This window comes from Bacillus sp. JKS001846 (assembly GCF_900176455.1).
In the GTDB taxonomy this organism is placed as follows: Bacteria; Bacillota; Bacilli; order Bacillales; family Bacillaceae_G; genus Bacillus_A; species Bacillus_A cereus.
This window is the reverse complement of record NZ_FWYG01000001.1, coordinates 242,030-267,500: the sequence shown is the minus strand read 5'-3', so window position 1 is coordinate 267,500 and position 25,471 is coordinate 242,030. Positions and strand designations below refer to the sequence as shown.

Below are 25,471 nucleotides of genomic sequence, written 5' to 3'. Positions count from 1 at the left end.
GCGAAGTCTTTGATTCCCCGCTGCCAAGAAAAGCTTCTAGCGAGATAAAAGGTGCCTGTACCGCAAACCGACACAGGTAGGCGAGGAGAGAATCCTAAGGTGTGCGAGAGAACTCTGGTTAAGGAACTCGGCAAAATGACCCCGTAACTTCGGGAGAAGGGGTGCTTTCTTAACGGAAAGCCGCAGTGAATAGGCCCAAGCGACTGTTTAGCAAAAACACAGCTCTCTGCGAAGCCGTAAGGCGAAGTATAGGGGGTGACACCTGCCCGGTGCTGGAAGGTTAAGGAGAGGGGTTAGCGTAAGCGAAGCTCTGAACTGAAGCCCCAGTAAACGGCGGCCGTAACTATAACGGTCCTAAGGTAGCGAAATTCCTTGTCGGGTAAGTTCCGACCCGCACGAAAGGTGTAACGATTTGGGCACTGTCTCAACCAGAGACTCGGTGAAATTATAGTACCTGTGAAGATGCAGGTTACCCGCGACAGGACGGAAAGACCCCGTGGAGCTTTACTGTAGCCTGATATTGAATTTTGGTACAGTTTGTACAGGATAGGCGGGAGCCATTGAAACCGGAGCGCTAGCTTCGGTGGAGGCGCTGGTGGGATACCGCCCTGACTGTATTGAAATTCTAACCTACGGGTCTTATCGACCCGGGAGACAGTGTCAGGTGGGCAGTTTGACTGGGGCGGTCGCCTCCTAAAGTGTAACGGAGGCGCCCAAAGGTTCCCTCAGAATGGTTGGAAATCATTCGTAGAGTGCAAAGGCATAAGGGAGCTTGACTGCGAGACCTACAAGTCGAGCAGGGACGAAAGTCGGGCTTAGTGATCCGGTGGTTCCGCATGGAAGGGCCATCGCTCAACGGATAAAAGCTACCCCGGGGATAACAGGCTTATCTCCCCCAAGAGTCCACATCGACGGGGAGGTTTGGCACCTCGATGTCGGCTCATCGCATCCTGGGGCTGTAGTCGGTCCCAAGGGTTGGGCTGTTCGCCCATTAAAGCGGTACGCGAGCTGGGTTCAGAACGTCGTGAGACAGTTCGGTCCCTATCCGTCGTGGGCGTAGGAAATTTGAGAGGAGCTGTCCTTAGTACGAGAGGACCGGGATGGACGCACCGCTGGTGTACCAGTTGTTCTGCCAAGGGCATAGCTGGGTAGCTATGTGCGGAAGGGATAAGTGCTGAAAGCATCTAAGCATGAAGCCCCCCTCAAGATGAGATTTCCCATAGCGTAAGCTAGTAAGATCCCTGAAAGATGATCAGGTTGATAGGTTCGAGGTGGAAGCATGGTGACATGTGGAGCTGACGAATACTAATAGATCGAGGACTTAACCATATAATATGTAGCAAATGTTATCTAGTTTTGAAGGAATATGCCTTCATAGTTTGGTGATGATGGCAGAGAGGTCACACCCGTTCCCATACCGAACACGGAAGTTAAGCTCTCTAGCGCCGATGGTAGTTGGGACCTTGTCCCTGTGAGAGTAGGACGTCGCCAAGCAACTAAAAACACAAGTCATTTGACTTGTGTTTTTTTGTATTGTTAAAAAGAACGGGAAAGAAGTAAGGGTGATACAAACACGTTGCCCAAGAGTTAATCATATTATATAAGAGATGGGTGTATATTTTTCTGTAAATTGTTAAGGATTAGAAGTATAAAATAGGTTCACTAAAATAGGGAGGGAAGGCTATGAAATTACAAAGTGAAGTTTGTATTGTTTGTGAGACAAAAAGAAAAGAAGGTATATATGTTTATAATAATTTAATATGCTATGAATGTGAAAAGGATATGGTGAATACAGAGACAGATGATCCGAAATATATACATTATTTAAAGCAGCTTCGAAAATTAGAAGTATCATATTTTTAAATAGGCATATGCCTATTATTTTTTTTGTTCTGTATAATAGATAGAGAATGAATAATAAGGAAGAGATGTAGATGAATCAAAATCGTATGCCTTTATATGAGGCGTTAATAGAGTTTAAAGAAAGAGGGCCGTTATCCTTTCATGTTCCAGGTCATAAGAATGGTTTAAACTTCCCTCAGGAGGCAATAAGAGAGTTTAAAGATATTCTATCTATTGATGTAACTGAGTTAGCAGGACTAGATGATTTGCATAGTCCGTTTGAATGTATAGATGAGGCACAACAATTATTGGCTGAAGTTTATAATACAAAGAGGAGCTATTTTTTAATTAATGGTTCAACAGTCGGGAACTTAGCAATGATTTTGTCTTGTTGTGGGGAACATGATATTGTTCTTGTACAAAGAAATTGCCATAAATCAATTATTAATGCTTTAAAACTTGCGGGAGCAAATCCCATTTTTTTAGATCCATGGATTGATGAAGCTTATAACGTACCGGTGGGAGTTCGTAACGAAATTATTAAGAAAGCAATTGAAAAGTATCCAAATGCGAAAGCACTCATTTTAACGCATCCTAATTATTATGGTATGGGTATGGATCTAGAGGCAAGCATCGCTTTTGCACATGCACATAAAATCCCTGTTTTGGTAGATGAGGCACATGGGGCACATCTGTGCTTGGGAGAACCATTCCCAAAGTCAGCATTAACATATGGTGCAGATATTGTAGTTCATTCTGCACATAAAACATTACCCGCAATGACAATGGGTTCCTATTTACATATAAATAGTCACTTAGTAGACGAAGAGAAGGTTACTACTTATTTAAGTATGCTACAATCTAGTAGTCCATCGTATCCAATTATGGCTTCCTTGGATATAGCACGCTTTACAATGGCGCGTATAAAAGAAGAAGGTCACAGTGAAATTGTTGAGTTTTTACGAAGATTTAAGGAACAATTACGTTCTATTCCCCAAATCGCCATTTTAGAATATCCGTTGCAAGATGAGTTAAAGGTCACCGTACAAACTCGTTGTCAGTTATCAGGGTACGAATTACAGTCTGTATTTGAAAAGGTCGGTATATATACAGAGATGGCTGATCCGTACAATGTCCTATTTATTTTACCCTTACAAGTAAATGAGGGATATATGAAGGTTATAGAGATGATCCGAGTAGCATTGCAACATTATGAGGTGAAAGACAAGAGGGAATCTATTCGTTATACTTATAAAGGTGAATTCTCTCTTTTACCGTATACGTATAAACAACTAGACGGATATGAAACAAAGATAGTATCTATAGAAGAGGCTGTTGGAATGATAGCGGCGGAAATGGTGATTCCGTATCCACCTGGAATTCCATTGATTATGTATGGAGAGAGAATTACTTCAGAGCATAAAGAGCAAATTATGTATTTAGAGAGAGCAGGAGCTCGTTTTCAAGGTAATACGAAATATATGAACGTGTATGATATAGAAAGTAGGTTTTAGGATGAAGGGATTATTTGTAACAATTGAGGGCCCAGAAGGTTCAGGTAAAACAACGTTAATTAAAAGCTTATTGCCATATTTTGAAAAAAAAGCACAAAAGGTAATGGCGACAAGGGAACCAGGCGGTATTGCAATTTCTGAGGACATTAGGACGATTTTACATAAACAAGAATATACGATGATGGAAGCACGTACAGAAGCGCTTCTTTATGCTGCTGCGCGCAGACAACATTTAGTAGAAAAAGTTATGCCAGCACTTAATGAGAACTACCTCGTGTTATGTGATCGTTTTATAGATAGCTCTTTAGCATACCAAGGCTATGCAAGAGGATTGGGTATGGATAAGGTATTTGAAATAAATCGTTTCGCAACAGAGGACTGTATGCCTAGTTTAACAATTTATCTAGACATTGAGCCTGAGGTTGGTTTGGCTCGGATTGAAAAAGATGCAGGACGTGAAGTAAATCGACTAGATATGGAAGATATCTCTTTCCATAAACGTGTGCGCGAAGGGTATTTACAAGTTGTAGAACGTTTCTCGGATCGTATTGTATTGGTAAATGCTGATCAGCCGATGGAAAAACTTATAGAAGAAGTTGTTCAGATTATAGAAGATAAATTGTTATAATAGAAGGAAAGAATGAAATAAGTGAGGTATGCATTATGACGAAGACGTGGGAGCAGCTTTCTGCTATACAACCCATCGGTGTAAAAATGTTGATGAATAGCATTGCAAAAGAGCGTATATCCCACGCTTACTTGTTAGAGGGAGGGAAAGGGACAGGAAAGTTTGCGACAGCAATTCAAATGGCAAAGAGTTTCCTCTGTTCTGAGCGGAATGGGGTAGAGCCCTGCCATGTATGTACAAACTGTAAGCGAATTGATTCAGGTAACCACCCTAACTTACATATTGTAAAACCAGACGGATTATCTATTAAAAAGCAGCAAATTCATGATTTACAAGAAGAGTTTTCAAAAACAGGATTAGAGGCAAATAAAAAATTATATATTATTGAGCACGCAGATCGTATGACAGCAAATGCGGCAAATACACTTTTGAAATTTTTAGAAGAACCAAGTAGTGATACAACTGCTATTTTACTTACTGAACAAAGTCATCAAATTTTAAATACGATTTTATCTCGTTGCCAAGTTGTTACGTTTAGACCGTTACCTACGGAATCTTTAATTAGAAGATTACAGGATGAAGGGATTACAGCATCTTTATCGACACTTGCTGCTCAACTTACAAATAGTTTTGATGAAGCTTTAGCTTTATGTAGTGATGAATGGTTTGCACAAGCACGAGCTTTAGTGATAAAATTATGTGAAGCGCTCGAAAAAGATAAAACCTCTATTTTTTTTGTACAAGAAAAATGGGGAAAACACTTTGGAGAGAAAGAACAATTACAGCAAGGTTTAGATATGTTACTCCTTATTTATAAGGATTTATTATATGTTCAACTTGGAGAAGAAGATCGTCTTGTTTTTCATGATCAGAAAGAGATGTTTGAATCGTTTTCCTATGCTCAGAAGCGCATTGTATCAGCTCTCTTTAATATATTAGAGGCAAAAAATAGAATCAACGCTAATGTAAATGCGCAGCTTGTGTTCGAACAGTTAGTGTTGCGGTTGCAGGAGGGATGACCGTTTTGTATGATGTAGTAGGTGTTCGCTTTAAGAAGGCCGGAAAGGTATATTACTTTGATCCAAACCAGTTCGATATCTCTGAAAATGAGTTTGTCATTGTAGAAACGGTAAGAGGTATTGAATACGGAAAAGTAGTTATTACCAAAAAACAAGTTGATGAAAACGACGTTGTATTACCGCTAAAAAAGGTTATTCGTATTGCAAATGAAAATGATCGTACCATTGTTGAAGAGAACAAACATGCTGCCAAAGAAGCATATCAAGTCTGTCAACAAAAGGTAGTAGAGCATAATCTTGATATGAAACTTGTAGATGTAGAGTATACATTCGATCGTAATAAGATTATTTTCTATTTTACTGCGGATGGTCGGATCGATTTCCGCGAACTAGTGAAGGACTTAGCCGCAATTTTTAGAACAAGAATTGAACTAAGACAAATTGGTGTTCGTGATGAAGCGAAGATGCTAGGTGGTATTGGTCCATGTGGTCGTATGCTTTGTTGTTCTACTTTTTTAGGGGATTTTGAACCTGTATCCATTAAAATGGCAAAGGATCAAAATTTATCATTAAATCCTGCAAAAATCTCTGGTTTATGTGGTCGCTTAATGTGTTGCTTAAAATATGAGAATGATGAATATGAGGCAGCAAAGGAACAACTTCCTGATTTAGATCAACGTATACAAACCCCGCATGGTACTGGCCGTGTTATCGGATTAAATATTTTAGAAAGATTAATTCAAGTGGAACTAGTAGACAAGGAACGGATAGTAGAATATACGTTAGATGAGTTAGTGAATAAAGGGGTCGTTTCGAGTCAAACCACAGATTAATGAGGTGGGTGCTTGTGGAGAAAAAAGATATTTTTGAATCGGTTTCTAGTATGGAAGAGCAAATTGGACATTTATATAAACAGTTGGGAGAGTTAAAACAGCATCTTGCAGAGTTGTTGGAAGAAAACCAGCATATAAAAATGGAAAATAACAATTTGCGACACCGTTTTGAAGAAGTGCAGAATAAAGAAAAACAAAAAACTCAAAAACGTAAAGAAGTGAAGCCGAAAACAGATATTGGTGAAGGCTATGACAATTTAGCGAGACTGTATCAAGAAGGTTTTCATATTTGCAATCTACATTATGGAAGTGTACGTAAAGAGGGAGATTGTTTATTCTGTCTGTCATTCTTAAATAAAAAGTGAAATTACCTTTCCAATTATAATTGGAAAGGTAATTTTTTATACATGAAATAGGGTAGGTTAAGGGTAAGAAAAGGAGCAGTATATGAATTTATATGAAGATGAACGTTTAGATTACTTATTAGCACAAGACATGAAGATTATACAAAGCCCATCAGTATTTAATTTTTCTTTAGATGCCGTTTTACTTGCAGATTTTGCATGGGTACCAATTCAAAAGGGGAATTTACTTGATTTGTGTACAGGTAACGCGGTTGTTCCCCTTCTATTAAGTACAAGAACAAAAGGAAATATTACTGGGGTGGAAATTCAAGAACGCTTATATGATATGGGAGTAAGAAGTGTTCAATACAATGGGTTGGAGGAAAGAATTCACCTCATACATGGAGATTTGAAAGATATGCCAGAGAAACTTGGGCGTCATCAATATGATGTTGTTACATGTAATCCACCATATTTTCAAACACCTCAAACTTCAGAGAAAAATATGAATGAACATTTAGCGATAGCTCGTCATGAAATTATGTGTACATTAGAAGATGTTGTATCTGTAAGTAGTCAGTTAGTAAAACAAGGTGGGAAAGTAGCGTTTGTACATCGTCCAGGGCGATTACTAGACATTGTCACATTAATGCGTAAATATAAAATTGAACCAAAGCGTGTGCAATTTGTTTATCCTAAGGTTGGAAAAGAAGCAAATACATTGTTAATTGAAGGAATTAAGGATGGAAATGCAGATTTGAAAATTTTACCGCCTCTCGTTGTATATGAGAACAATAACGAATATACAAAGGAGCTACGTTCGATTTTATATGGAGAAGAATAAGCACTTTTTTTATGTGGTAGAGTGCTCTGATGGAAGTTATTATGCTGGATATACAAACCATATAGAAAAGAGAATACAGACTCATAATAGCGGCAAAGGGGCTAAGTATACACGCGTCAGGCTTCCTGTTGTTTTAAAATATGTAGAGACCCACGATGATAAGCGTACAGCTATGCAAGCGGAGTATTACTTTAAGCAATTAACGAGAAAACAAAAAGAGGCATATATGCAAAAAGGAGAACGCTATGTGGCAACAAAAAAGCTTTCAACAAAATGAAAAGGGAGTTTTATATTTAGTACCAACTCCTATTGGAAATCTAGAAGATATGACATTTCGTGCAATCCGAATTTTAAAAGAAGTTGATTTAATTGCTGCTGAAGATACGAGACAAACGAAAAAACTTTGTAATTATTTTGAAATTGAAACACCTGTTACGAGTTATCATGAGCACAATAAAGAAGTAAGTGGGAAGAAACTATTAGAGAAATTAGAGGATGGAAAGAATGTAGCACTTGTTAGCGACGCTGGTATGCCGTGTATTTCTGATCCAGGTTACGATATTGTCGTTGAGGCAGTAGCTGAGCAATATCATGTAATTCCGCTTCCTGGAGCAAATGCAGCCCTTACAGCATTAATTGCATCCGGTCTTGAAACAAAGCAGTTTTATTTCTATGGTTTCTTGCAGAGAAACAAAAAGGAACGAAAGATGGAGTTAGAAAAGCTTCGTTATGTACAAACTACAATGATGTTTTATGAAGCGCCTCATCGTTTAGACGATACTTTAATTTCGATGCAGGAAGTGTTGGGAAATAGAGAGATTGTATTATGTCGAGAGTTAACTAAAAAATTTGAGGAATTTATTCGAGGGACAATCGAAGAAGCAATTGAGTGGACGAAGCAAAATGAAGTACGTGGTGAGTTTTGTATTTTAGTAGCTGGTTCAACAGAAGAACCTGCTCCAGAAGAACAATGGTGGGAATCTCTTTCGGTATATGATCATATTGAATATTATATAAATGAAAAAAGTATGAATTCAAAAGAAGCGATTAAAACAGTCGCTAAAGATCGAGATTTGTCGAAAAGAGATGTATATCAAATCTATCATGTCGATAAAAAATAAGCTTCTCATAATTGAGAAGCTTATTTTGCTGTTTCGATATAATCTTGAAGTTCGTTTAAGATTTGCTCAGCGCCTTCTTTGCTTAAGATGATTTTACCTTCAGCTAAAGAAAGGTTACCGTCAGATACTTCACCAGTTACTTGGCAAGTCATGTTTGGTTTATATTTCTTTAAGATGATTTTTTCGTCATCAACATAGATTTCAAGAGCGTCCTTTTCTGCAATACCTAAAGTACGGCGTAATTCGATTGGAATTACTACACGACCTAATTCATCAACTTTACGAACAATACCAGTAGATTTCATAATTTTTTTCCTCCTAAATAAATAGTTTATAAGTTTCGAGTCTATTTTTAGATTCGTCATTTTTCGACAAAATACCCTATGGACATATGATACCAATCATTTACATTTCCGTCAATTCTTAAATTCTATATTTTTTAAAAAGATTTATAGATTTCTTATTTCTTATATATAATAGATTGAGAGGAAATTCCACAATTATTTACATTATTTTCTGAAAAAATAATAAATTAAAAGTGGAGATTGTATATTTTTGTGAAATATGAGCAATAGATGATAAAGATATCGAGCATTAAGACCTAAATTTAAAATTAGGTTGGCATAAAGAAGATAAGTTAGATTTGGGCTGCTCGTAAAAGCCCAATTAATGTGGGCTAATAATTAGTGGGGAGGAACAAAAACCCTACTGATTAAAGTTTCACTTTATATATGAGTTTTTGATATACTGTTTATAAATACATATGAGGTTATTCGGGAGGTCCAAAACAATGACAGAGGAAAATAAGTCCTTTTATATTACTACCCCAATTTATTATCCAAGTGGAAAATTACACATTGGACATGCTTATACGACAGTAGCAGGAGATGCGATGGCACGATATAAGCGTATGCAAGGTTATAGTGTGCATTATTTAACAGGAACTGATGAGCATGGACAGAAGATCCAAAAGAAAGCAGAAGAGTTAAATATTACGCCACAGGCATATGTTGATAACATTGTTGCAGGAATTAAAGAGCTTTGGGAGAAGATGGATATTTCTTATGATGATTTTATTCGTACAACTGAAGATCGTCATAAAGATGTTGTCGAAAAAATCTTTAAGCAATTAGTAGATCAAGGTGACATTTATCTTGATGAATATGAAGGTTGGTATTCTGTACAAGATGAGACGTTCTATACAGAGCATCAATTAGTAGATCCAATTATGGAAGGCGACAAAGTAGTTGGAGGAAAAAGCCCAGATAGTGGTCATGATGTAGAACTTGTTCGTGAAGAATCTTATTTCTTTAGAATGGGTAAATATGTCGACAGACTATTAAAGTTCTATGAAGATAATCCACATTTCATTCAGCCGGAGTCTCGTAAAAATGAAATGATTAATAATTTTATTAAACCAGGATTAGAAGATTTAGCGGTTTCTCGTACTTCATTTGACTGGGGAGTTCGTGTTCCTGGTAACCCAAAACATGTTATTTACGTATGGGTTGACGCATTATCTAATTATATTACGGCGTTAGGTTATGGAACAGCAAATGAAGAGAAATATAAAAAATTCTGGCCTGCAGATGTGCATTTAGTTGGGAAAGAAATTGTTCGTTTCCATACAATTTATTGGCCGATAATTTTAATGGCATTAGATTTACCTCTTCCGAAGAAAGTCTTTGCTCATGGCTGGATTTTAATGAAGGATGGAAAGATGAGTAAGTCAAAAGGAAACGTAGTAGATCCAGTTACATTAATCGATCGTTACGGATTAGATGCATTACGTTATTACCTACTTCGTGAAGTTCCATTTGGATCTGATGGTGTATTCACACCAGAAGGATTTGTGGAGCGTATTAATTTCGACTTAGCAAATGACTTAGGTAATTTATTAAATCGTACAGTAGCTATGATTGATAAGTATTTTAACGGAGAAATCCCTGCATTTAAAGAAAATGTGACGGAATTTGATGAAACGTTAGTAGCGTTTGCACAAGATACTTTGAAAAAAGTAGAAGAAGCAATGGAGAATATGGAGTTCTCTGTAGCGTTAGGATCTATTTGGCAACTAGTTAGTCGTACGAATAAATATATTGATGAAACACAACCATGGGTATTAGCAAAAGATGAGAATGATCGTGAAAAGTTAGCTTCTGTAATGGCTCATTTAGCAGAAGTACTTCGTCAAACAGGTATTATGCTTATGCCATTCTTAACAGTAGCACCAAGCAAGATGTTTGCTCAGCTTGGCCTTACTGATGAAGCTCATAAATCTTGGGAAAGTCTATCTACAATTGGCTGCATTCCAGCTGGAACAAAAGTAGAAAAAGGAAACCCAATTTTCCCTCGTTTAGAAATGGAAGTGGAAGTAGAGTACATTAAAGAACAAATGAAAAGCTCTGCTCCTAAAGTAGAAGAGAAAAAAGAAGAAGAACCGAAGGCAGAAGAAATTACAATTGATGATTTCTTTAAAGTAGAATTACGCGTAGCTGAAGTACTATCTGCTGAACCTGTGAAAAAAGCAGACAAGTTGTTAAAAATTCAACTAGACTTAGGCACAGAAAAGCGTCAAGTTGTTTCTGGAATTGCAAAATTCTATTCGCCGGAAGACTTAAAAGGTAAAAAGGTTATTTGTGTAACAAACTTAAAACCTGTAAAATTACGCGGTGAATTATCGCAAGGTATGATTTTAGCGGGTGAAGAGAATGGCGTATTGTCATTAGCATCAATTGACCAAAATCTACCAAATGGTACAAAAATCAAGTAATTAAGACAAGAAAAGAGATGTTTCACGTGTAACATGTGTGAAGCGTCTTTTTTCTTTTTACACTCTCTATTTTTGCATTAAGATTGTAGTATTGTTATCGTTAAGTTATTAAAGAACTTATTTTTGTAGAATAAACTTGATTTCAATATAAAAGGAGTTATGTATTATGTTGTTTGATACACATTCACATTTGAATGCAGAGCAATTCGAAGAAGATTTGCAAGAGGTTATTGCCCGAATGAAAGAAGCGGGAGTTACTTATACAGTTGTTGTTGGTTTTGATGAAGTAACGATAAAAAAGGCGATGGAATTAGCTGAAGCCTATGATTTTATTTACGCTGCGGTTGGCTGGCATCCAGTTGATGCAATCGACATGACAGAAGAACATTTAGCTTGGTTAGAAGAACTTGCTTCTCATCCTAAAGTCGTTGCACTTGGAGAAATGGGCTTAGATTATCACTGGGATAAGTCTCCAAAAGAAATACAGAAAGAAGTATTTCGTAAACAAATTGCATTAGCGAAAAAAGTAAATTTGCCGATTATTATACATAACCGCGATGCAACTCAAGATATTGTCGATATTCTAGAAGAAGAGAATGCAGCTGAAGTAGGAGGCATTATGCATTGCTTTAGCGGTAGCGTAGAAGTAGCAGAGCGATGTGTTGATATGAACTTTTTAATTTCGTTAGGTGGACCAGTTACATTTAAAAACGCTAAGAAACCGAAAGAAGTTGCTACGGAGATTCCATTAGAGAAATTGTTAATAGAGACGGATTGTCCCTATTTAACGCCGCATCCATTTCGCGGGAAACGAAATGAACCGAGTTATGTAAAACTCGTAGCAGAAGAAATTGCGAATTTAAAAGGAATTTCTTATGAGGAAGTAGCAGAAATGACAACTAAAAATGCAAAAGTTTTATTTGGTGTTGAATAAAAAGAACGGGTGAAACCTGTTCTTTTTTATTTTGAGAAAAACTAGTAGAAGTAATCAAGAAAATAAATGTGAATGATGAAGTGTTACAATAAGGACAGAGAACAAAGATTTTTCTATTCTATTTTTTAAAATATAAGAATGGGGAAAATAATAATGGAAAAGTCGTCATTTTTTTGTTTTACTAAGTAGAGACGAAATGAGTGTGGAGGCAAGCATGAAAATAAAAGAGATTATCGTTGTAGAAGGTAAAGATGATACAGTTGCGATTAAGCGTGCTGTTGATGCGGATACAATTGAAACGAACGGTTCAGCAATCGGTGATCATGTTATTGAGCAAGTTAAATTAGCGCAGCAAAAAAGGGGCGTTATTATTTTCACAGATCCGGATTATCCTGGAGAGCGTATTCGAAAAATTATTTCTGACAAGGTTCCTGGCTGTAAGCATGCTTTTTTACCGAAGGAAGAAGCGCTTGCTAAAAGGAAAAAGGGTGTTGGGATTGAACATGCTTCTAATGAGTCGATTCGCCGTGCTCTAGAGAATATACATGAAGAAATGGAAGCTTACACAAGTGAAATTAGTTGGAGTGATTTAGTCGATGCAGGCTTAGTGGGCGGAGAAATGGCAAAGAGCCGCAGAGAAAGAATGGGTAAGCTATTAAAGATTGGTTATACAAATGCAAAACAGTTACATAAACGATTACAGATGTTTCAAGTTTCAAAGGAATCATTTGCAGAAGCTTATAAGCAAGTAATACAGGAGGAAAAAAAATGAAGGATATCGCAACGCCAAATCGTACAAAAGACATTGTTGAAAAGTATGGATTTTCATTCAAAAAAAGTTTAGGACAAAACTTTTTAATTGATACAAATGTATTAAATCGTATTGTCGATCATGCAGAAATTGGTTCAGAAAGTGGTGCAATTGAAATTGGACCAGGTATTGGTGCATTAACAGAGCAATTAGCGAAGCGTGCTAAAAAAGTAGTGGCTTTTGAAATTGATCAAAGACTATTACCAATTTTAGATGAGACGTTAGCGCCATATGGTAATGTTACAGTTATTAATAAAGACGTACTAAAAGCAGATGTACATGAAGTATTTAATGAGCAATTTGAAGAAGGGCAAGATGTAATGGTAGTAGCTAACTTACCGTACTATATTACAACGCCAATTTTATTTAAATTGCTTGAAGAAAAGTTACCAGTTCGTGGATTTGTTGTTATGATGCAAAAAGAAGTTGGAGATCGTTTAGCTGCTAAACCTGGAACGAAAGAGTATGGTTCTTTATCGATTGCCATTCAGTACTATACAGAGGTTGAAACAGTTATGACTGTACCGCGTACAGTGTTTGTACCACAGCCAAACGTTGATTCTGCAATTATCCGCCTTCTAAAGCGTCCTAAACCGGTTGTAGAGGTGACAGATGAAACGTTTTTCTTTGAAGTAGTACGAGCAAGTTTCGCACAGCGCCGTAAAACTTTAATGAATAATTTATCAAATAATTTAAATGGTTTCCCGAAAGATAAGGAGTTATTGGATCGAATTTTAACAGAAGTAGGAATTGATCCAAAGCGAAGAGGCGAAACGCTATCTATTGAAGAGTTTGCAACATTAAGTAATGCATTAGTTCTTCATAAATTATCATAAGAATATGAAAGGGACAGTTCAAGTTGAACTGTCCCTTTTGTCACCTTTCGCTCTCTAAATTCATACTTTAAAAACAGGTAAGATGGCCTAATGAGTTTGGAGGTAGGAGAATGGTTTTACATGTTGGAGAATTAGTGGAACGATATTCTCATAAGAGGGATATTCTTTTTCGTATTATAGAAATAAAAGGCGAGATAGCTATATTGTTTGGAGAGGAAATTAGACTGGTGGCGGATGCGCCACTTGAAGATTTAATTAGTATAGATCAAAGAGAACATAAAAAAAGGGTGAAGCGTGAGAAAGAAACAATGGAGCGCACGTATCGTTTGTTTCAACAAGATTATGTACTGATGAAACAAAGGCATGAACATACTTCAACTGGTGGATACACAAGTGAGGTAAATTATTTTCAAATGCCGGGACGTGTATTGCATATAGATGGAGACCCTTTATATTTGCGCAAGTGCTTAGATTTATATAATAAAATTGGCGTTCCTGTTCAAGGTATTCATTGTAAAGAAACGGAGATGCATGAAAAAGTAGTAGACTTAATAGATCACTTTCGCCCAGACATTCTCGTTATTACAGGACATGATGCATATACAAAATCAAAAGGAGTGAAGGGAGATTTAGCGGCATATAGGCATTCAAGGCATTTTGTACAGGCTGTTCGTGAAGTGCGAAAAAAATATCCATCATTGGATCAACTTGTTATTTTTGCTGGGGCATGTCAATCACATTTTGAGGCACTAATTCGTGCAGGGGCCAATTTCGCTAGTTCACCATCTAGAATTAATATTCATGCACTAGATCCTGTATATGTAGTTGGTAAAATTAGTTTTACTTCATTTATGGAGAGAGTCAATGTATGGGATGTCGTACGTAATACAATTACTGGTGAAAAGGGACTAGGTGGAATTGAAACGAGAGGGATTTTACGAACGGGATTACCTTTTCAACATTACGAAGAGTAAGCAGGATACATATGTATCTTGCTTTTTGTATGGAAGGATTTAAATGAATTTGGATAAAAAGAGGTAAGAACGTAAAGACTACGTAATGATACTTTTACAATATAGTATTTCTTCTATCTATTCAAACGCAGGATGATATTAGCTGTGAATCGCGGTTAATAATTAGGATAGATATATCGTGCTTTAAGTGTTCAATCTAAATTACAGCGAGGTGTAGCGAAGTATATGTCAAAACGTTTAGATGAAATTAAAAGCGAATTAGATCACCATCTTGGACAGCGACTTATGTTAAAAGCAAATAGTGGAAGAAGAAAAACTGTGGAGCAATCAGGTGTACTAGCAGAAACATACCGTTCCGTTTTTGTTGTACAATTGGATCAACAAGAAGATGCGTTGCAACGTGTATCTTATAGTTATGCAGATGTTTTAACAGAGACAGTAGAGTTAACATTTTATGGAGACCCTCATAATGAGGTCATTTTATAATCCATATATCATTACATATATTCCCATAAATGAAAAGCTATATTATTTTGCATACTAACTATACCGTAGCAAAATAAGGAGGGACTCTGCATTGAGTAGACGAAGAGGTGTCATGTCAAACCAATTTAAAGAAGAGCTAGCAAAAGAGCTTGGCTTTTATGATGTTGTTCAGAAAGAAGGATGGGGCGGAATTCGTGCGAAAGATGCTGGTAACATGGTGAAACGTGCTATAGAAATTGCAGAACAGCAATTAATGAAACGAAACCAGTAGTTGTAAGATACTTTCTGTGCTACGGTAGCCGAGGAGACATTCCTCGGCTTTTTGTACTCTAAAAGGTGCCATCATTTTACATAAGTAGTTTCATTCTGAATGCTTTTCGTTATAATTAGGGAAGTGTCATCGTCTTACTATAAATTTATGGTAAAATAAACGATAAAAGATTGAGTACATAGAGTGGGTGAATAGATTGAAGCTACTAGTGAAAGCACCAGCAAAGATTAATCTGTCGTTAGATGTACTGGGAAAAAGACAAGACGGATATCATGAAGTGAAAATGATTATGACAACCATTGATTTAGCAGATCGTCTAGAACTAACGGAATTAGCAGAAGACCGTATTGAAATTTTATCCCATAATCGGTATGTCCCAGACGACCAACGAAATTTAGCTTATCAGGCAGCGAAATTATTAAAAGAGAAGTTTAATGTAAAAAAAGGTGTATCTATTACTATTGAAAAAACGATTCCAGTAGCAGCTGGATTAGCAGGTGGAAGTAGTGATGCAGCAGCGACATTACGTGGTCTTAATAAATTATGGAATTTAGGGCTTACAATTGATGAGTTAGCAGAGCTTGGTGCAGAAATTGGATCAGATGTATCGTTCTGTGTATACGGAGGCACAGCAATTGCCACTGGAAGAGGAGAGAAAATTGAGCATATAAAGACTCCGCCTTCTTGTTGGGTTATTTTAGCGAAACCACATATAGGTGTATCTACTGCTGATGTGTATGGAAATTTAAAGTTAAATCGAGTTACACATCCAAATGTAGATAAAATGGTTGATGTCATAAATTCTGGTGATTATAAAGGAATTTGTGATACTGTTGGTAACGTTTTAGAAGATGTAACATTTGGAATGCATCCTGAAGTTGCCCGTATTAAATCACAGATGAAGCGATTTGGAGCGGATGCTGTATTAATGAGTGGAAGTGGTCCAACTGTATTTGGACTTGTACACCATGATTCACGAATGCATCGCATTTATAACGGATTAAAAGGATTTTGTGAACAAGTCTATGCGGTACGTTTATTAGGAGAGCGAGAAACGCTTGAATAAAGACGTATAATACGTTATGATTTGTTTAGAATATTCGTGATTTGAGGTGAGAGTATGAAAATTAGAAGAAGTACAAGATTAGTCGATATGACTTATTACTTGCTACAAAACCCTCGTCAGCTAGTATCTCTCACTTTTTTTGCTGAAAGGTATCAATCGGCTAAGTCTTCCATTAGTGAAGATTTAGTTATTATTAAGCAAACGTTTGAACAACAAGGGGTCGGCACATTGCAAACGATACCAGGAGCAGCAGGAGGAGTGAAATATATACCGTATATAAGTGAAGAAGAGGCAGATCTAATTATTGATGAGCTTTGTGGCTTATTTGAAAACCCAGATCGTATTTTGCCTGGCGGTTACTTATACATGACAGATTTATTGAGTAATCCTCGCCATATTAATGGCGCAGGTCGTTTGTTTGCTTCTGTTTTTGCTAGGCAACCAATTGATGCAGTTATGACGGTGGCAACGAAGGGGATTCCACTTGCTTATGCAGTGGCAAATTACTTAGATGTACCAGTTGTAATTGCAAGGAAAGATAATAAGGTAACAGAAGGTCCGACTGTTAGTATTAACTATGTGTCGGGTTCTTCTAAACGAATTCAAACAATGACGTTAGCAAAACGCAGTCTTCCAGAAGGGTCGAATGTTTTAATTATTGATGACTTCATGAAAGCTGGCGGAACAATTCAAGGTATGATGAGTATGCTAGAAGAATTCAAGGCTAATGTTGTTGGTATTGGTGTATTAGTAGAATCCACAGATATTGAAGAACGACTAATTAATAATTTTGTATCATTAATTCGTCTATCGGAAGTTGATGTGAAAGAAAAAACGATTCAAGTGGAAAAAGGGAATTATTCTCTTGCACCATTTGATGAAGGGCTTGTAGAGGCGGAATAAAAGATAGAGCAGATAGCTCTATCTTTTTTATTTTATTTATAGATTATAAAATAGATGGACAAACTGCCTTTCGTACACTATTTTTAAAGAGTAAAATAAATAATAAAAGGGTGAAAAGTATGAAAGTTGTTCAAACAAGCAAGGCACCACAAGCAATTGGACCTTATTCACAGGGGATTATTGTAAATAACATGTTCTATAGCTCAGGACAAATTCCATTGATGGCAAATGGGGAGCTTGTAACAGGAGATGTAACAGTACAAACAGAACAAGTATTTCAAAATTTACAAGCGGTATTAGAGGAAGCAGGTGCTTCATTTGATACAGTCGTAAAAACAACAGTATTTTTAAAGGACATGGATGATTTTAATGCTGTGAATGAAGTGTATAGCTCTTATTTCTCTACTCATAAACCAGCTCGATCTTGTGTGCAAGTAGCAAAATTACCGAAAGATGTTTCCGTTGAAATTGAAGTAATCGCCCTAGTTAAGTAACCTTTTGTAAGCGATAACCTCCACTAATCTCTATATTCAACTACTTTAAAAATTTTTATCTTAAAAATTTTTAAAAAATTAAAGGGAAAATAGAAAATTTGTGGAATTTATACAAATATATCGCTTATTTAGAAAAGGGTGGTGAACACAAGATGGAAGTGACTGACGTAAGATTACGCCGCGTAAACACAGAAGGCCGCATGAGAGCAATTGCCTCTATTACTCTAGACCATGAATTTGTTGTTCATGATATTCGTGTAATTGATGGTAATAATGGATTATTTGTAGCAATGCCAAGTAAACGTACTCCAGATGGAGAGTTCCGTGACATTGCACATCCAATTAATTCTGGTACACGCTCTAAAATTCAAGATGCGGTTTTAACAGAGTATCATCGTTTAGGCGAGTTAGAAGAGGTTGAGTTTGAAGAAGCAGGTGCTTCGTAAAATTCGAATGAAAAGGGCTTTTGACAAAAAGCCTTATAATTTTGTAACAAACTCCTGTAAGCATTTACAGGGGTTTGTTTTTTTTGCTTTATATTTGGAAACTGTATAATTTATTAACATAAAAAGAAGAAACTACTAATTTTTTCAAAATCATTTTAAATAGTATAGCTTATTTCTTAAAAAAGATACTAAAGAGTAAAACATCTTATAAGAATTATGGTAAAATTTAATAGTTAAAATGTGTTTCTTGAAATATATGATGATTTAGGATAATATCTTTAATGGATAAATAGGTTGCGATGGAGGGTCTATATGTCAAACAGATTTGCAGTGATTCTAGCTGCAGGTAAAGGCACACGTATGAAGTCTAAGCTATACAAAGTGCTGCATCCTGTATGTGGAAAACCTATGGTACAACACGTAGTCGATCAAGTATCTCAATTAGGATTGCAGAAACTTGTAACGGTTGTTGGACATGGTGCTGAAATGGTACAAGAACAGCTAGGGAACGTAAGTGAATTTGCATTACAAGCAGAACAACTTGGTACAGCACATGCTGTAGATCAAGCTGCAAGTGTACTTGCAAATGAAGAAGGAACAACTTTAGTTATTTGTGGTGATACGCCTCTAATAACTGCTGAAACAATGGAAGCATTACTTCAGCAACATAAAGAAGCAGGAGCAATGGCGACGGTGCTAACAGCATACATAGAAGAGCCTGCTGGATATGGCCGTATTGTTCGTAATGAGAATGGTCATGTTGAAAAGATTGTTGAGCATAAAGATGCAAATGAGAAAGAATTAGCTATTAAAGAAATCAATACAGGTACGTATTGTTTTGATAATAAGGCTTTATTTGCTTCACTTTCTAAAGTTTCAAATGATAACGTGCAAGGTGAATATTACCTTCCAGATGTTATTGAGATTTTAAAAAATGAAGGTCATATCGTATCAGCTTATCAAACAGAGCAGTTCGATGAAACGTTAGGTGTTAACGACAGAGTCGCTCTATCGCAAGCGGAAATTATTATGAAAAACCGTATCAACCGAAAGAACATGGTAAATGGTGTTACAATTATTGATCCAAGTAACACTTATATTTCTGCTGATGCAATTATCGGTAGCGATACAGTTCTTCATCCAGGAACAATTATTGAGGGGAACACTGTAATTGGTTCTGATTGTGAAATTGGACCGCATACAGTAATTCGCGATAGTGAAATTGGAGATCGTACGACAATTCGACAATCTACTGTACATGATAGTAAGCTTGGTACAGAAGTATCGGTTGGTCCATTTGCACATATTCGCCCAGATTCAGTTATTGGAGACGAAGTACGCGTTGGAAACTTCGTGGAAATCAAAAAAACTGTCTTTGGTAATAGAAGTAAAGCTTCACACTTGAGTTATATCGGGGATGCACAAGTTGGAGAAGACGTGAATCTTGGTTGTGGTTCAATTACGGTGAACTATGACGGTAAGAATAAATTCAAAACTGTGATTGGTAATGGGGTATTTATTGGATGTAATTCAAACCTTGTTGCTCCAGTAACAGTTGAAGATGGTGCTTATGTGGCGGCAGGCTCTACAATTACAGAGAATGTTCCATCAAAAGCATTATCGGTAGCACGTGCACGTCAAGTTAACAAAGAAGACTATGTTGATCAATTGCTGAATAAGAAAAAATCATAATAATGTGGAGGGTTAATCTAGATGTCGACTCAATATCTAAATTCTAATTTGAAAGTATTCTCTTTAAACTCTAATAAGGAACTTGCTGAGCAGATTGCAAAGCATATTGGAGTAGGACTAGGAAAATGTTCTGTTGATCGTTTTAGTGATGGAGAAGTTCAAATTAACATTGAAGAAAGTATCCGTGGTTGCGATGTATTCATTATTCAATCTACAAGCTTCCCAGTAAACGAACATATCATGGAATTACTTATTATGATCGATGCATTAAAACGTGCATCTGCGAAAACAATTAATATTGTTATTCCTTACTATGGTTATGCGCGTCAAGACCGTAAAGCGCGTTCTCGTGAACCAATTACATCGAAACTTGTAGCAAACTTGCTTGAAACAGCAGGTGCAACTCGTGTAATCACTCTAGATTTACATGCTCCACAAATTCAAGGGTTCTTTGATATCCCAATCGACCACTTAATGGGTGTACCGATTCTTTCTGATTACTTTGAAACAAAAGGTCTTAAAGATATCGTAATCGTGTCTCCTGATCATGGTGGTGTAACTCGTGCGAGAAAAATGGCAGATCGTCTAAAAGCGCCAATCGCTATTATTGATAAGCGTCGTCCTCGCCCGAACGTTTCAGAGGTAATGAACATTATCGGTAATATTGAAGGCAAAACAGCGATTTTAATTGATGACATCATTGATACAGCTGGTACAATTACATTAGCAGCAAACGCTCTTGTTGAGAACGGTGCTTCTGAAGTATATGCTTGCTGTACACACCCAGTATTATCTGGTCCAGCAATTGAGCGTATTCAAAATTCAAACATTAAAGAGTTAGTTGTAACGAACTCTATCGTATTACCAGAAGAGAAGAAAATCGACAAAGTACATGAACTTTCAGTTGCTCCATTAATCGGAGAAGCAATCATTCGTGTATACGAAGAAGAATCTGTGAGTGTATTATTCAATTAATTGGATAGAATGAGACGTAACCAAAATTGGTTACGTCTTTTCGTATCGAAAAAAGAAAGTAGTGGTACAAGAATGAAATTGATAGTAGGACTTGGGAACCCAGGTAGAGAATATGAATTAACAAGGCATAATATTGGATTTATGGCCATTGATGAACTTGCGAAGCGTTGGAACATTTCTTTGAATGAACAAAAATTTAAAGGTGTATTTGGTGCAGGGTTTGTTAATGGAGAAAAGGTAATCTTATTAAAGCCGCTAACATACATGAATTTATCTGGGGAAAGTATTCGTCCACTTATGGATTATTATAAAATTGATGTTGAGGACTTCGTTGTTATGTACGACGATTTAGACATTCCTGTAGGTAAATTGCGTCTTCGCATGAAAGGTAGTGCTGGTGGACATAATGGTGTAAAGTCAACGATTTCGCACTTAGGAACACAAGAATTTCAACGTATCCGTATGGGAATTGATCGCCCGAAAAATGGAATGAAGGTAGTCGATTATGTATTAGGACGCTTTACATCTGAAGAGATTCCGGATGTTAACCATTCTATTGAAAAAGCAGCGGATGCATGTGAAGAGTGGCTAAATAAGCCTTTTCTTCAAATCATGAATACTTTCAATAGTTAAAAATGAGATTGGGAATATTTCTCTTTTGTTTTACCCATACTAGTAGTAATTGAATTTTTAGGAGGCTAGTATGGAAGGGTATTATTATTGCAGACACTGCGGAGGTAATGTAGGCTCCATTAACGCAGAAAAAGTATATAGCGACGTTTTATTTCAACTAACGGAGCAAGAAGTAGTAGAAATGATTCATTTTCATGAGAATGGAAATATATATATAAAAACGATTTGTGAATCGTGTCAAGAAACGCTCGCATCTTATCCTGAGTATTATGAGTATGAAAAATTTCTGCAATAAAATGTTGTCGCTTTGGCATGTCCAAAGCATTTTTCTGTTTTCCTTTTCCAAAATATTTGCATAAAATAGAATGACTTGCTCTTTATGTTGAGAGGAGTTTTAAAAATGATAGGTTTATTAGAGCAATTTTATAAAAATGAAGAGATACAATCGGTTATTAATGGGTTAGAAGATGGGTTAAAAGAACAACTTATATCAGGGATGGCAACGTCTTCTCGTTCATTATTAATGGCGGCTTTATATAAAAAAACAAAAAAATCACAATTAATCGTGACACATAACTTATACCAAGCACAAAAAGTACATGAAGATTTAGTGGCGTTACTTGGTGAAAAAGATGTGTGGTTATATCCAGTGAATGAACTGATAGCATCGGAAATTGGAGTTGCAAGTCCAGAATTGAAGGCGCAACGTATAGAAGTGTTAAATCGCTTGGCTGCGGGAGAGAATGGAATCATTGTAGCGCCAGTGGCAGGATTGCGTAGATTTTTACCAATAAAAGAATTGTGGAAGCAAAAGCAAGTTGAAATCAATCTAGGGCAAGAGATTGATTTAGATGCGCTCTTGCATACTTTACATCATATTGGCTATGAACGTAAGTCGATGGTAGAAGCTCCAGGGGAGTTCAGTTTGCGTGGGGGAATATTAGATATTTATCCTTTAACTGAAGAACTACCATTTCGTATTGAATTCTTTGATACAGAAGTCGATTCTATTCGATTATTTGATGTGGATGAACAGCGTTCTCAAGGTAAAAAAGAAAACGTTAGGTTTGGTCCGGCAACAGAGTTTTTATTTTCACAGGAAGAATTAAAATCAGGAATTCAGCATCTTGAAGAAGGCTTGACTAAGACGATGCAAAAACTTTCTGATGATAAACTAAAGACTAAAGTGCTTGAGACGGTAAGTCATGAAATTGAGATGTTGAAAAACGGGCAAAGTATAGAACAGATGTTTAAATACTTATCTATTTTCTATAAAGAACCTGCTAGTCTGATAGATTATTTACCAGAAGATGGTGTTGTAATTTTAGATGAGATTTCCCGTATTCAAGAAACAGCATCACATCTTGAAACAGAAGAGGCGGAATGGTATATATCACTTCTTGGTGAAGGAACAATTATTCAAGATTTATCTTTCTCTCACCCATTCGAGGGGTTTCTTCATCATAAAAAAAGAAGTTTTGTATATTTAACGTTATTCTTGCGTCATATCGCACACACACATCCGCAAAATATTGTTAATGTAACATGTAAAACAATGCAAGATTTCCATGGACAGATGAATTTGTTAAAAACAGAAATTGATAGATGGAATGAAGGGCATTTTACGACTGTTGTACTCGGAACAGATGATGAACGTGTGAAAAAATTACAACATATTTTAAGTGATTATGATATTGAGGCAGATATTGTAGAAGGTACAGATATTTTATTGCCTGGAAGGTTACAAATTGCTGTAGGTGATTTACATGCAGGATTTGAAATGCCGATGCAAAAGCTTGTTGTCATTACTGAAAAGGAGCTTTTTCATAAGAAAGTTAAAAAATCTCAACGTAAACAAAAGCTATCGAATGCTGAACGTATTAAAAGTTATTCGGAATTAAAAGTTGGAGATTATGTAGTTCATGTAAATCATGGTATAGGTAAATTTTTAGGTATTGAGACATTAGAGATTAATGGTGTTCATAAAGATTATTTAAATATTAAATATCAAGGTAATGATAAGCTATACGTTCCAATTGAACAAATTGATCAAGTTCAAAAATATGTAGGATCTGAAGGTAAGGATCCGAAAGTTTACAAATTAGGTGGGAATGATTGGAAAAAGGTTAAAACGAAAGTTGAAAAATCTGTACAAGACATTGCGGATGACCTAATTAAACTATATGCTGAGCGCGAAGCTTCAAAAGGCTATGCATATACGCCAGATACGGCAGAACAACAAGAGTTCGAATCATCTTTCCCATACCAAGAGACAGAGGATCAGTTACGTTCTATTGACGAGATTAAAAAAGATATGGAACGCGGACGCCCGATGGATAGGCTCCTTTGTGGTGATGTAGGGTATGGAAAGACTGAAGTGGCTATTCGTGCGGCATTTAAAGCGATTATGGATGAAAAACAAGTTGCAATTTTAGTACCGACAACGATTCTTGCGCAGCAACACTATGAAACAATTCGAGAGCGTTTTCAAGATTATCCAATCAATATAGGCTTATTAAGTAGATTCCGTACGAGGAAACAACAAAATGAAACAATTAAGGGCTTAAAGGATGGAACAGTAGATATTGTAATCGGAACACATCGTATTTTATCTAAAGATGTTACTTATAAAGATTTAGGGCTTCTTATTATTGATGAAGAACAAAGATTTGGTGTGACACATAAAGAAAAAATTAAACAATTGAAGGCGAATGTTGACGTATTAACATTAACGGCAACTCCGATTCCGCGGACGCTTCATATGTCTATGCTTGGTGTGCGCGACTTATCTGTTATTGAGACACCACCAGAAAATCGTTTCCCAGTCCAAACGTATGTAGTCGAGTATAATCCAGCGTTAATGCGAGAGGCGATAGAGCGAGAGCTTGCAAGAGGTGGTCAAGTTTACTTCCTATATAACCGTGTAGAGGATATTGAAAGAAAAGCAGATGAAATTTCGATGTTAGTTCCAGATGCCCGCGTAACGTACGCACATGGGAAAATGAACGAAAGCGAATTAGAGTCTGTTATGCTATCATTTTTAGAAGGACAGCATGATGTTCTTGTAAGTACAACAATTATTGAGACGGGTGTAGATATTCCGAATGTAAATACGTTAATTGTATTTGATGCAGATCGTATGGGATTATCACAGTTGTATCAGCTTCGTGGGCGTGTTGGACGTTCTAATCGTGTTGCATATGCATACTTTGCATATAAACGTGACAAAGTGCTGTCAGAGGTTGCAGAGAAGCGTCTACAAGCAATTAAAGAGTTCACGGAACTTGGATCTGGTTTCAAAATTGCGATGAGAGATTTATCTATTCGTGGAGCAGGTAATTTGTTAGGGGCAGAACAGCATGGATTTATTGATTCTGTCGGATTTGATCTATATTCTCAAATGTTAAAAGATGCAATTGAACAGCGTAGAGGAACAGATGGGGCTGAAAATATAGTTAATGTTGAAATTGACTTAGAGGTAGATGCATACTTACCAGATGCTTATATTTCAGATAGTAAGCAAAAAATTATGATGTATAAACAATTTAGAGGTGTTTCTGCAATTGAGGATATTGAAGAATTGCAGGAAGAAATGATCGATAGATTTGGCGATTATCCACAAGAAGTTGGTTATTTATTACAAATTGCAAATATTAAAGTGTTGGCAATGAAAGAACAAATTGAATTAATTAAGCAGAATAAATTTGAAGTAACATTCCTGTTTTCTGAACAAGCAAGTCAAAATATTGATGGTGGAAAATTATTCATGCTCGGAAATAGTTTTGGACGTATGATTGGTTTAGGAATGGAAGGATCACAATTGAAAATTGTTATGAAAACAAATGGCTTAGAGACATCGAAGTGGTTAACGATTGCTGAAAATTTATTAAAAGGCTTACCAGATGTAAAAAAAGAAGTAATAAATGCCTAAAATAAGATAAAAAAATACAATTCGACGTGCATAGAAGAACTAATGTGTAAAATACTATATCTAACAGTTGGTGATTTTTACATGAACAGGTAAATTCACCA

Annotated in this window: 26 protein-coding genes and 2 rRNA genes (1 of these 28 only partly in view); 27 read left to right on the top strand and 1 reads right to left on the bottom strand. The window is 36.4% G+C overall.

Annotation, left to right across the window (positions count from 1 at the left end; genetic code table 11):
• The 11 genes from B9A45_RS01555 to rsmI all read left to right on the top strand — a co-directional run.
• Window positions 1-1,329, top strand: a 23S ribosomal RNA gene (locus B9A45_RS01555); it begins 1,593 nt to the left of the window's first position.
• A gap of 49 nt (window positions 1,330-1,378) precedes the next feature.
• Window positions 1,379-1,494 (top strand): 5S ribosomal RNA (rrf, locus tag B9A45_RS01550).
• Window positions 1,495-1,683: 189 nt separating this feature from the next.
• Window positions 1,684-1,863 (top strand): sigma factor G inhibitor Gin, encoded by a 180-nt coding sequence (locus B9A45_RS01545; protein WP_000776279.1) that lies wholly within the window; start codon window positions 1,684-1,686, stop codon window positions 1,861-1,863.
• 71 nt (window positions 1,864-1,934) lie between these two features.
• The gene (locus tag B9A45_RS01540; protein ID WP_084063815.1) at window positions 1,935-3,356 is read left to right on the top strand and encodes an aminotransferase class I/II-fold pyridoxal phosphate-dependent enzyme; all 1,422 of its coding nucleotides are present in this window, start codon (window positions 1,935-1,937) and stop codon (window positions 3,354-3,356) included.
• A 1-nt stretch (window position 3,357) separates the two neighbouring features.
• Window positions 3,358-3,984 carry a dTMP kinase gene (gene tmk / locus B9A45_RS01535; protein ID WP_000677214.1) on the top strand — a complete coding sequence of 209 codons (627 nt, stop codon included), beginning with the start codon at window positions 3,358-3,360 and terminating at the stop codon, window positions 3,982-3,984.
• Between the two features lie 35 nt (window positions 3,985-4,019).
• Window positions 4,020-5,003 carry a DNA polymerase III subunit delta' gene (gene holB, locus B9A45_RS01530; RefSeq protein ID WP_000169563.1) on the top strand — a complete coding sequence of 328 codons (984 nt, stop codon included), beginning with the start codon at window positions 4,020-4,022 and terminating at the stop codon, window positions 5,001-5,003.
• A gap of 5 nt (window positions 5,004-5,008) precedes the next feature.
• Window positions 5,009-5,836 carry a PSP1 domain-containing protein gene (locus B9A45_RS01525; RefSeq protein WP_000272429.1) on the top strand — a complete coding sequence of 276 codons (828 nt, stop codon included), beginning with the start codon at window positions 5,009-5,011 and terminating at the stop codon, window positions 5,834-5,836.
• Between the two features lie 14 nt (window positions 5,837-5,850).
• Window positions 5,851-6,201, top strand: coding sequence for a DNA replication initiation control protein YabA (gene yabA / locus B9A45_RS01520; protein WP_000412063.1), 351 nt, complete (start codon window positions 5,851-5,853; stop codon window positions 6,199-6,201).
• A gap of 82 nt (window positions 6,202-6,283) precedes the next feature.
• Window positions 6,284-7,024: a tRNA1(Val) (adenine(37)-N6)-methyltransferase gene (locus B9A45_RS01515; protein WP_001055367.1), complete on the top strand. Its 741-nt coding sequence runs from the start codon at window positions 6,284-6,286 to the stop codon at window positions 7,022-7,024.
• Window positions 7,011-7,301: a GIY-YIG nuclease family protein gene (locus B9A45_RS01510; protein ID WP_000414350.1), complete on the top strand. Its 291-nt coding sequence runs from the start codon at window positions 7,011-7,013 to the stop codon at window positions 7,299-7,301. Before B9A45_RS01515 ends, B9A45_RS01510 begins: the two co-directional genes overlap by 14 nt.
• On the top strand, window positions 7,270-8,145 hold the full coding sequence (gene rsmI, locus B9A45_RS01505; RefSeq protein WP_000267821.1) for a 16S rRNA (cytidine(1402)-2'-O)-methyltransferase: 876 nt from the start codon (window positions 7,270-7,272) through the stop codon (window positions 8,143-8,145). The genes B9A45_RS01510 and rsmI overlap by 32 nt, the downstream gene beginning before the upstream one ends.
• Before the next feature lie 20 nt (window positions 8,146-8,165).
• Here the strand turns inward: rsmI and B9A45_RS01500 are convergent, their stop codons facing one another.
• A complete protein-coding gene (locus B9A45_RS01500; protein WP_000843036.1) occupies window positions 8,166-8,450 on the bottom strand; it encodes an AbrB/MazE/SpoVT family DNA-binding domain-containing protein in 285 nt (94 codons plus the stop codon).
• A gap of 458 nt (window positions 8,451-8,908) precedes the next feature.
• Here B9A45_RS01500 and metG point away from each other — a divergent pair, with 458 nt between their 5' ends.
• The 16 genes from metG to mfd all read left to right on the top strand — a co-directional run bounded on the left by metG (window position 8,909) and on the right by mfd (window position 25,370).
• Window positions 8,909-10,918 (top strand): methionine--tRNA ligase, encoded by a 2,010-nt coding sequence (gene metG / locus B9A45_RS01495; protein ID WP_084063814.1) that lies wholly within the window; start codon window positions 8,909-8,911, stop codon window positions 10,916-10,918.
• A 166-nt stretch (window positions 10,919-11,084) separates the two neighbouring features.
• On the top strand, window positions 11,085-11,852 hold the full coding sequence (locus B9A45_RS01490) for a TatD family hydrolase (RefSeq protein ID WP_000895843.1): 768 nt from the start codon (window positions 11,085-11,087) through the stop codon (window positions 11,850-11,852).
• A gap of 214 nt (window positions 11,853-12,066) precedes the next feature.
• Window positions 12,067-12,624 carry a ribonuclease M5 gene (gene rnmV / locus B9A45_RS01485; protein WP_000692835.1) on the top strand — a complete coding sequence of 186 codons (558 nt, stop codon included), beginning with the start codon at window positions 12,067-12,069 and terminating at the stop codon, window positions 12,622-12,624.
• On the top strand, window positions 12,621-13,499 hold the full coding sequence (gene rsmA / locus B9A45_RS01480) for a 16S rRNA (adenine(1518)-N(6)/adenine(1519)-N(6))-dimethyltransferase RsmA (RefSeq protein ID WP_000651548.1): 879 nt from the start codon (window positions 12,621-12,623) through the stop codon (window positions 13,497-13,499). Before rnmV ends, rsmA begins: the two co-directional genes overlap by 4 nt.
• Before the next feature lie 110 nt (window positions 13,500-13,609).
• Window positions 13,610-14,473, top strand: coding sequence for a sporulation peptidase YabG (gene yabG / locus B9A45_RS01475; RefSeq protein WP_000242868.1), 864 nt, complete (start codon window positions 13,610-13,612; stop codon window positions 14,471-14,473).
• 225 nt (window positions 14,474-14,698) lie between these two features.
• Window positions 14,699-14,959, top strand: coding sequence for a biofilm formation stimulator Veg (locus tag B9A45_RS01470; protein WP_000044347.1), 261 nt, complete (start codon window positions 14,699-14,701; stop codon window positions 14,957-14,959).
• A gap of 112 nt (window positions 14,960-15,071) precedes the next feature.
• Entirely contained in the window at window positions 15,072-15,230 is a 159-nt protein-coding gene (locus B9A45_RS01465) for a small, acid-soluble spore protein, alpha/beta type (protein ID WP_000070633.1), read from the top strand.
• Between the two features lie 196 nt (window positions 15,231-15,426).
• Window positions 15,427-16,296, top strand: coding sequence for a 4-(cytidine 5'-diphospho)-2-C-methyl-D-erythritol kinase (ispE, locus tag B9A45_RS01460; protein WP_000772104.1), 870 nt, complete (start codon window positions 15,427-15,429; stop codon window positions 16,294-16,296).
• Window positions 16,297-16,350: 54 nt separating this feature from the next.
• On the top strand, window positions 16,351-17,199 hold the full coding sequence (purR, locus tag B9A45_RS01455) for a pur operon repressor (protein WP_000702466.1): 849 nt from the start codon (window positions 16,351-16,353) through the stop codon (window positions 17,197-17,199).
• Window positions 17,200-17,318: 119 nt separating this feature from the next.
• Window positions 17,319-17,693 (top strand): RidA family protein, encoded by a 375-nt coding sequence (locus B9A45_RS01450; protein WP_000869811.1) that lies wholly within the window; start codon window positions 17,319-17,321, stop codon window positions 17,691-17,693.
• 152 nt (window positions 17,694-17,845) lie between these two features.
• Window positions 17,846-18,139: a septation regulator SpoVG gene (spoVG, locus tag B9A45_RS01445; protein ID WP_000454041.1), complete on the top strand. Its 294-nt coding sequence runs from the start codon at window positions 17,846-17,848 to the stop codon at window positions 18,137-18,139.
• 312 nt (window positions 18,140-18,451) lie between these two features.
• Entirely contained in the window at window positions 18,452-19,831 is a 1,380-nt protein-coding gene (gene glmU / locus B9A45_RS01440) for a bifunctional UDP-N-acetylglucosamine diphosphorylase/glucosamine-1-phosphate N-acetyltransferase GlmU (protein ID WP_000071039.1), read from the top strand.
• Window positions 19,832-19,852: 21 nt separating this feature from the next.
• Entirely contained in the window at window positions 19,853-20,806 is a 954-nt protein-coding gene (locus B9A45_RS01435) for a ribose-phosphate diphosphokinase (RefSeq protein ID WP_000107420.1), read from the top strand.
• A 72-nt stretch (window positions 20,807-20,878) separates the two neighbouring features.
• A complete protein-coding gene (gene pth, locus B9A45_RS01430; RefSeq protein WP_000767702.1) occupies window positions 20,879-21,439 on the top strand; it encodes an aminoacyl-tRNA hydrolase in 561 nt (186 codons plus the stop codon).
• Between the two features lie 70 nt (window positions 21,440-21,509).
• The gene (locus B9A45_RS01425) at window positions 21,510-21,734 is read left to right on the top strand and encodes an anti-sigma-F factor Fin family protein (protein ID WP_000399438.1); all 225 of its coding nucleotides are present in this window, start codon (window positions 21,510-21,512) and stop codon (window positions 21,732-21,734) included.
• 105 nt (window positions 21,735-21,839) lie between these two features.
• Window positions 21,840-25,370, top strand: a complete 3,531-nt coding sequence (mfd, locus tag B9A45_RS01420; RefSeq protein WP_000579678.1) for a transcription-repair coupling factor — start codon at window positions 21,840-21,842, stop codon at window positions 25,368-25,370.
• Window positions 25,371-25,471 lie beyond the last annotated feature (101 nt).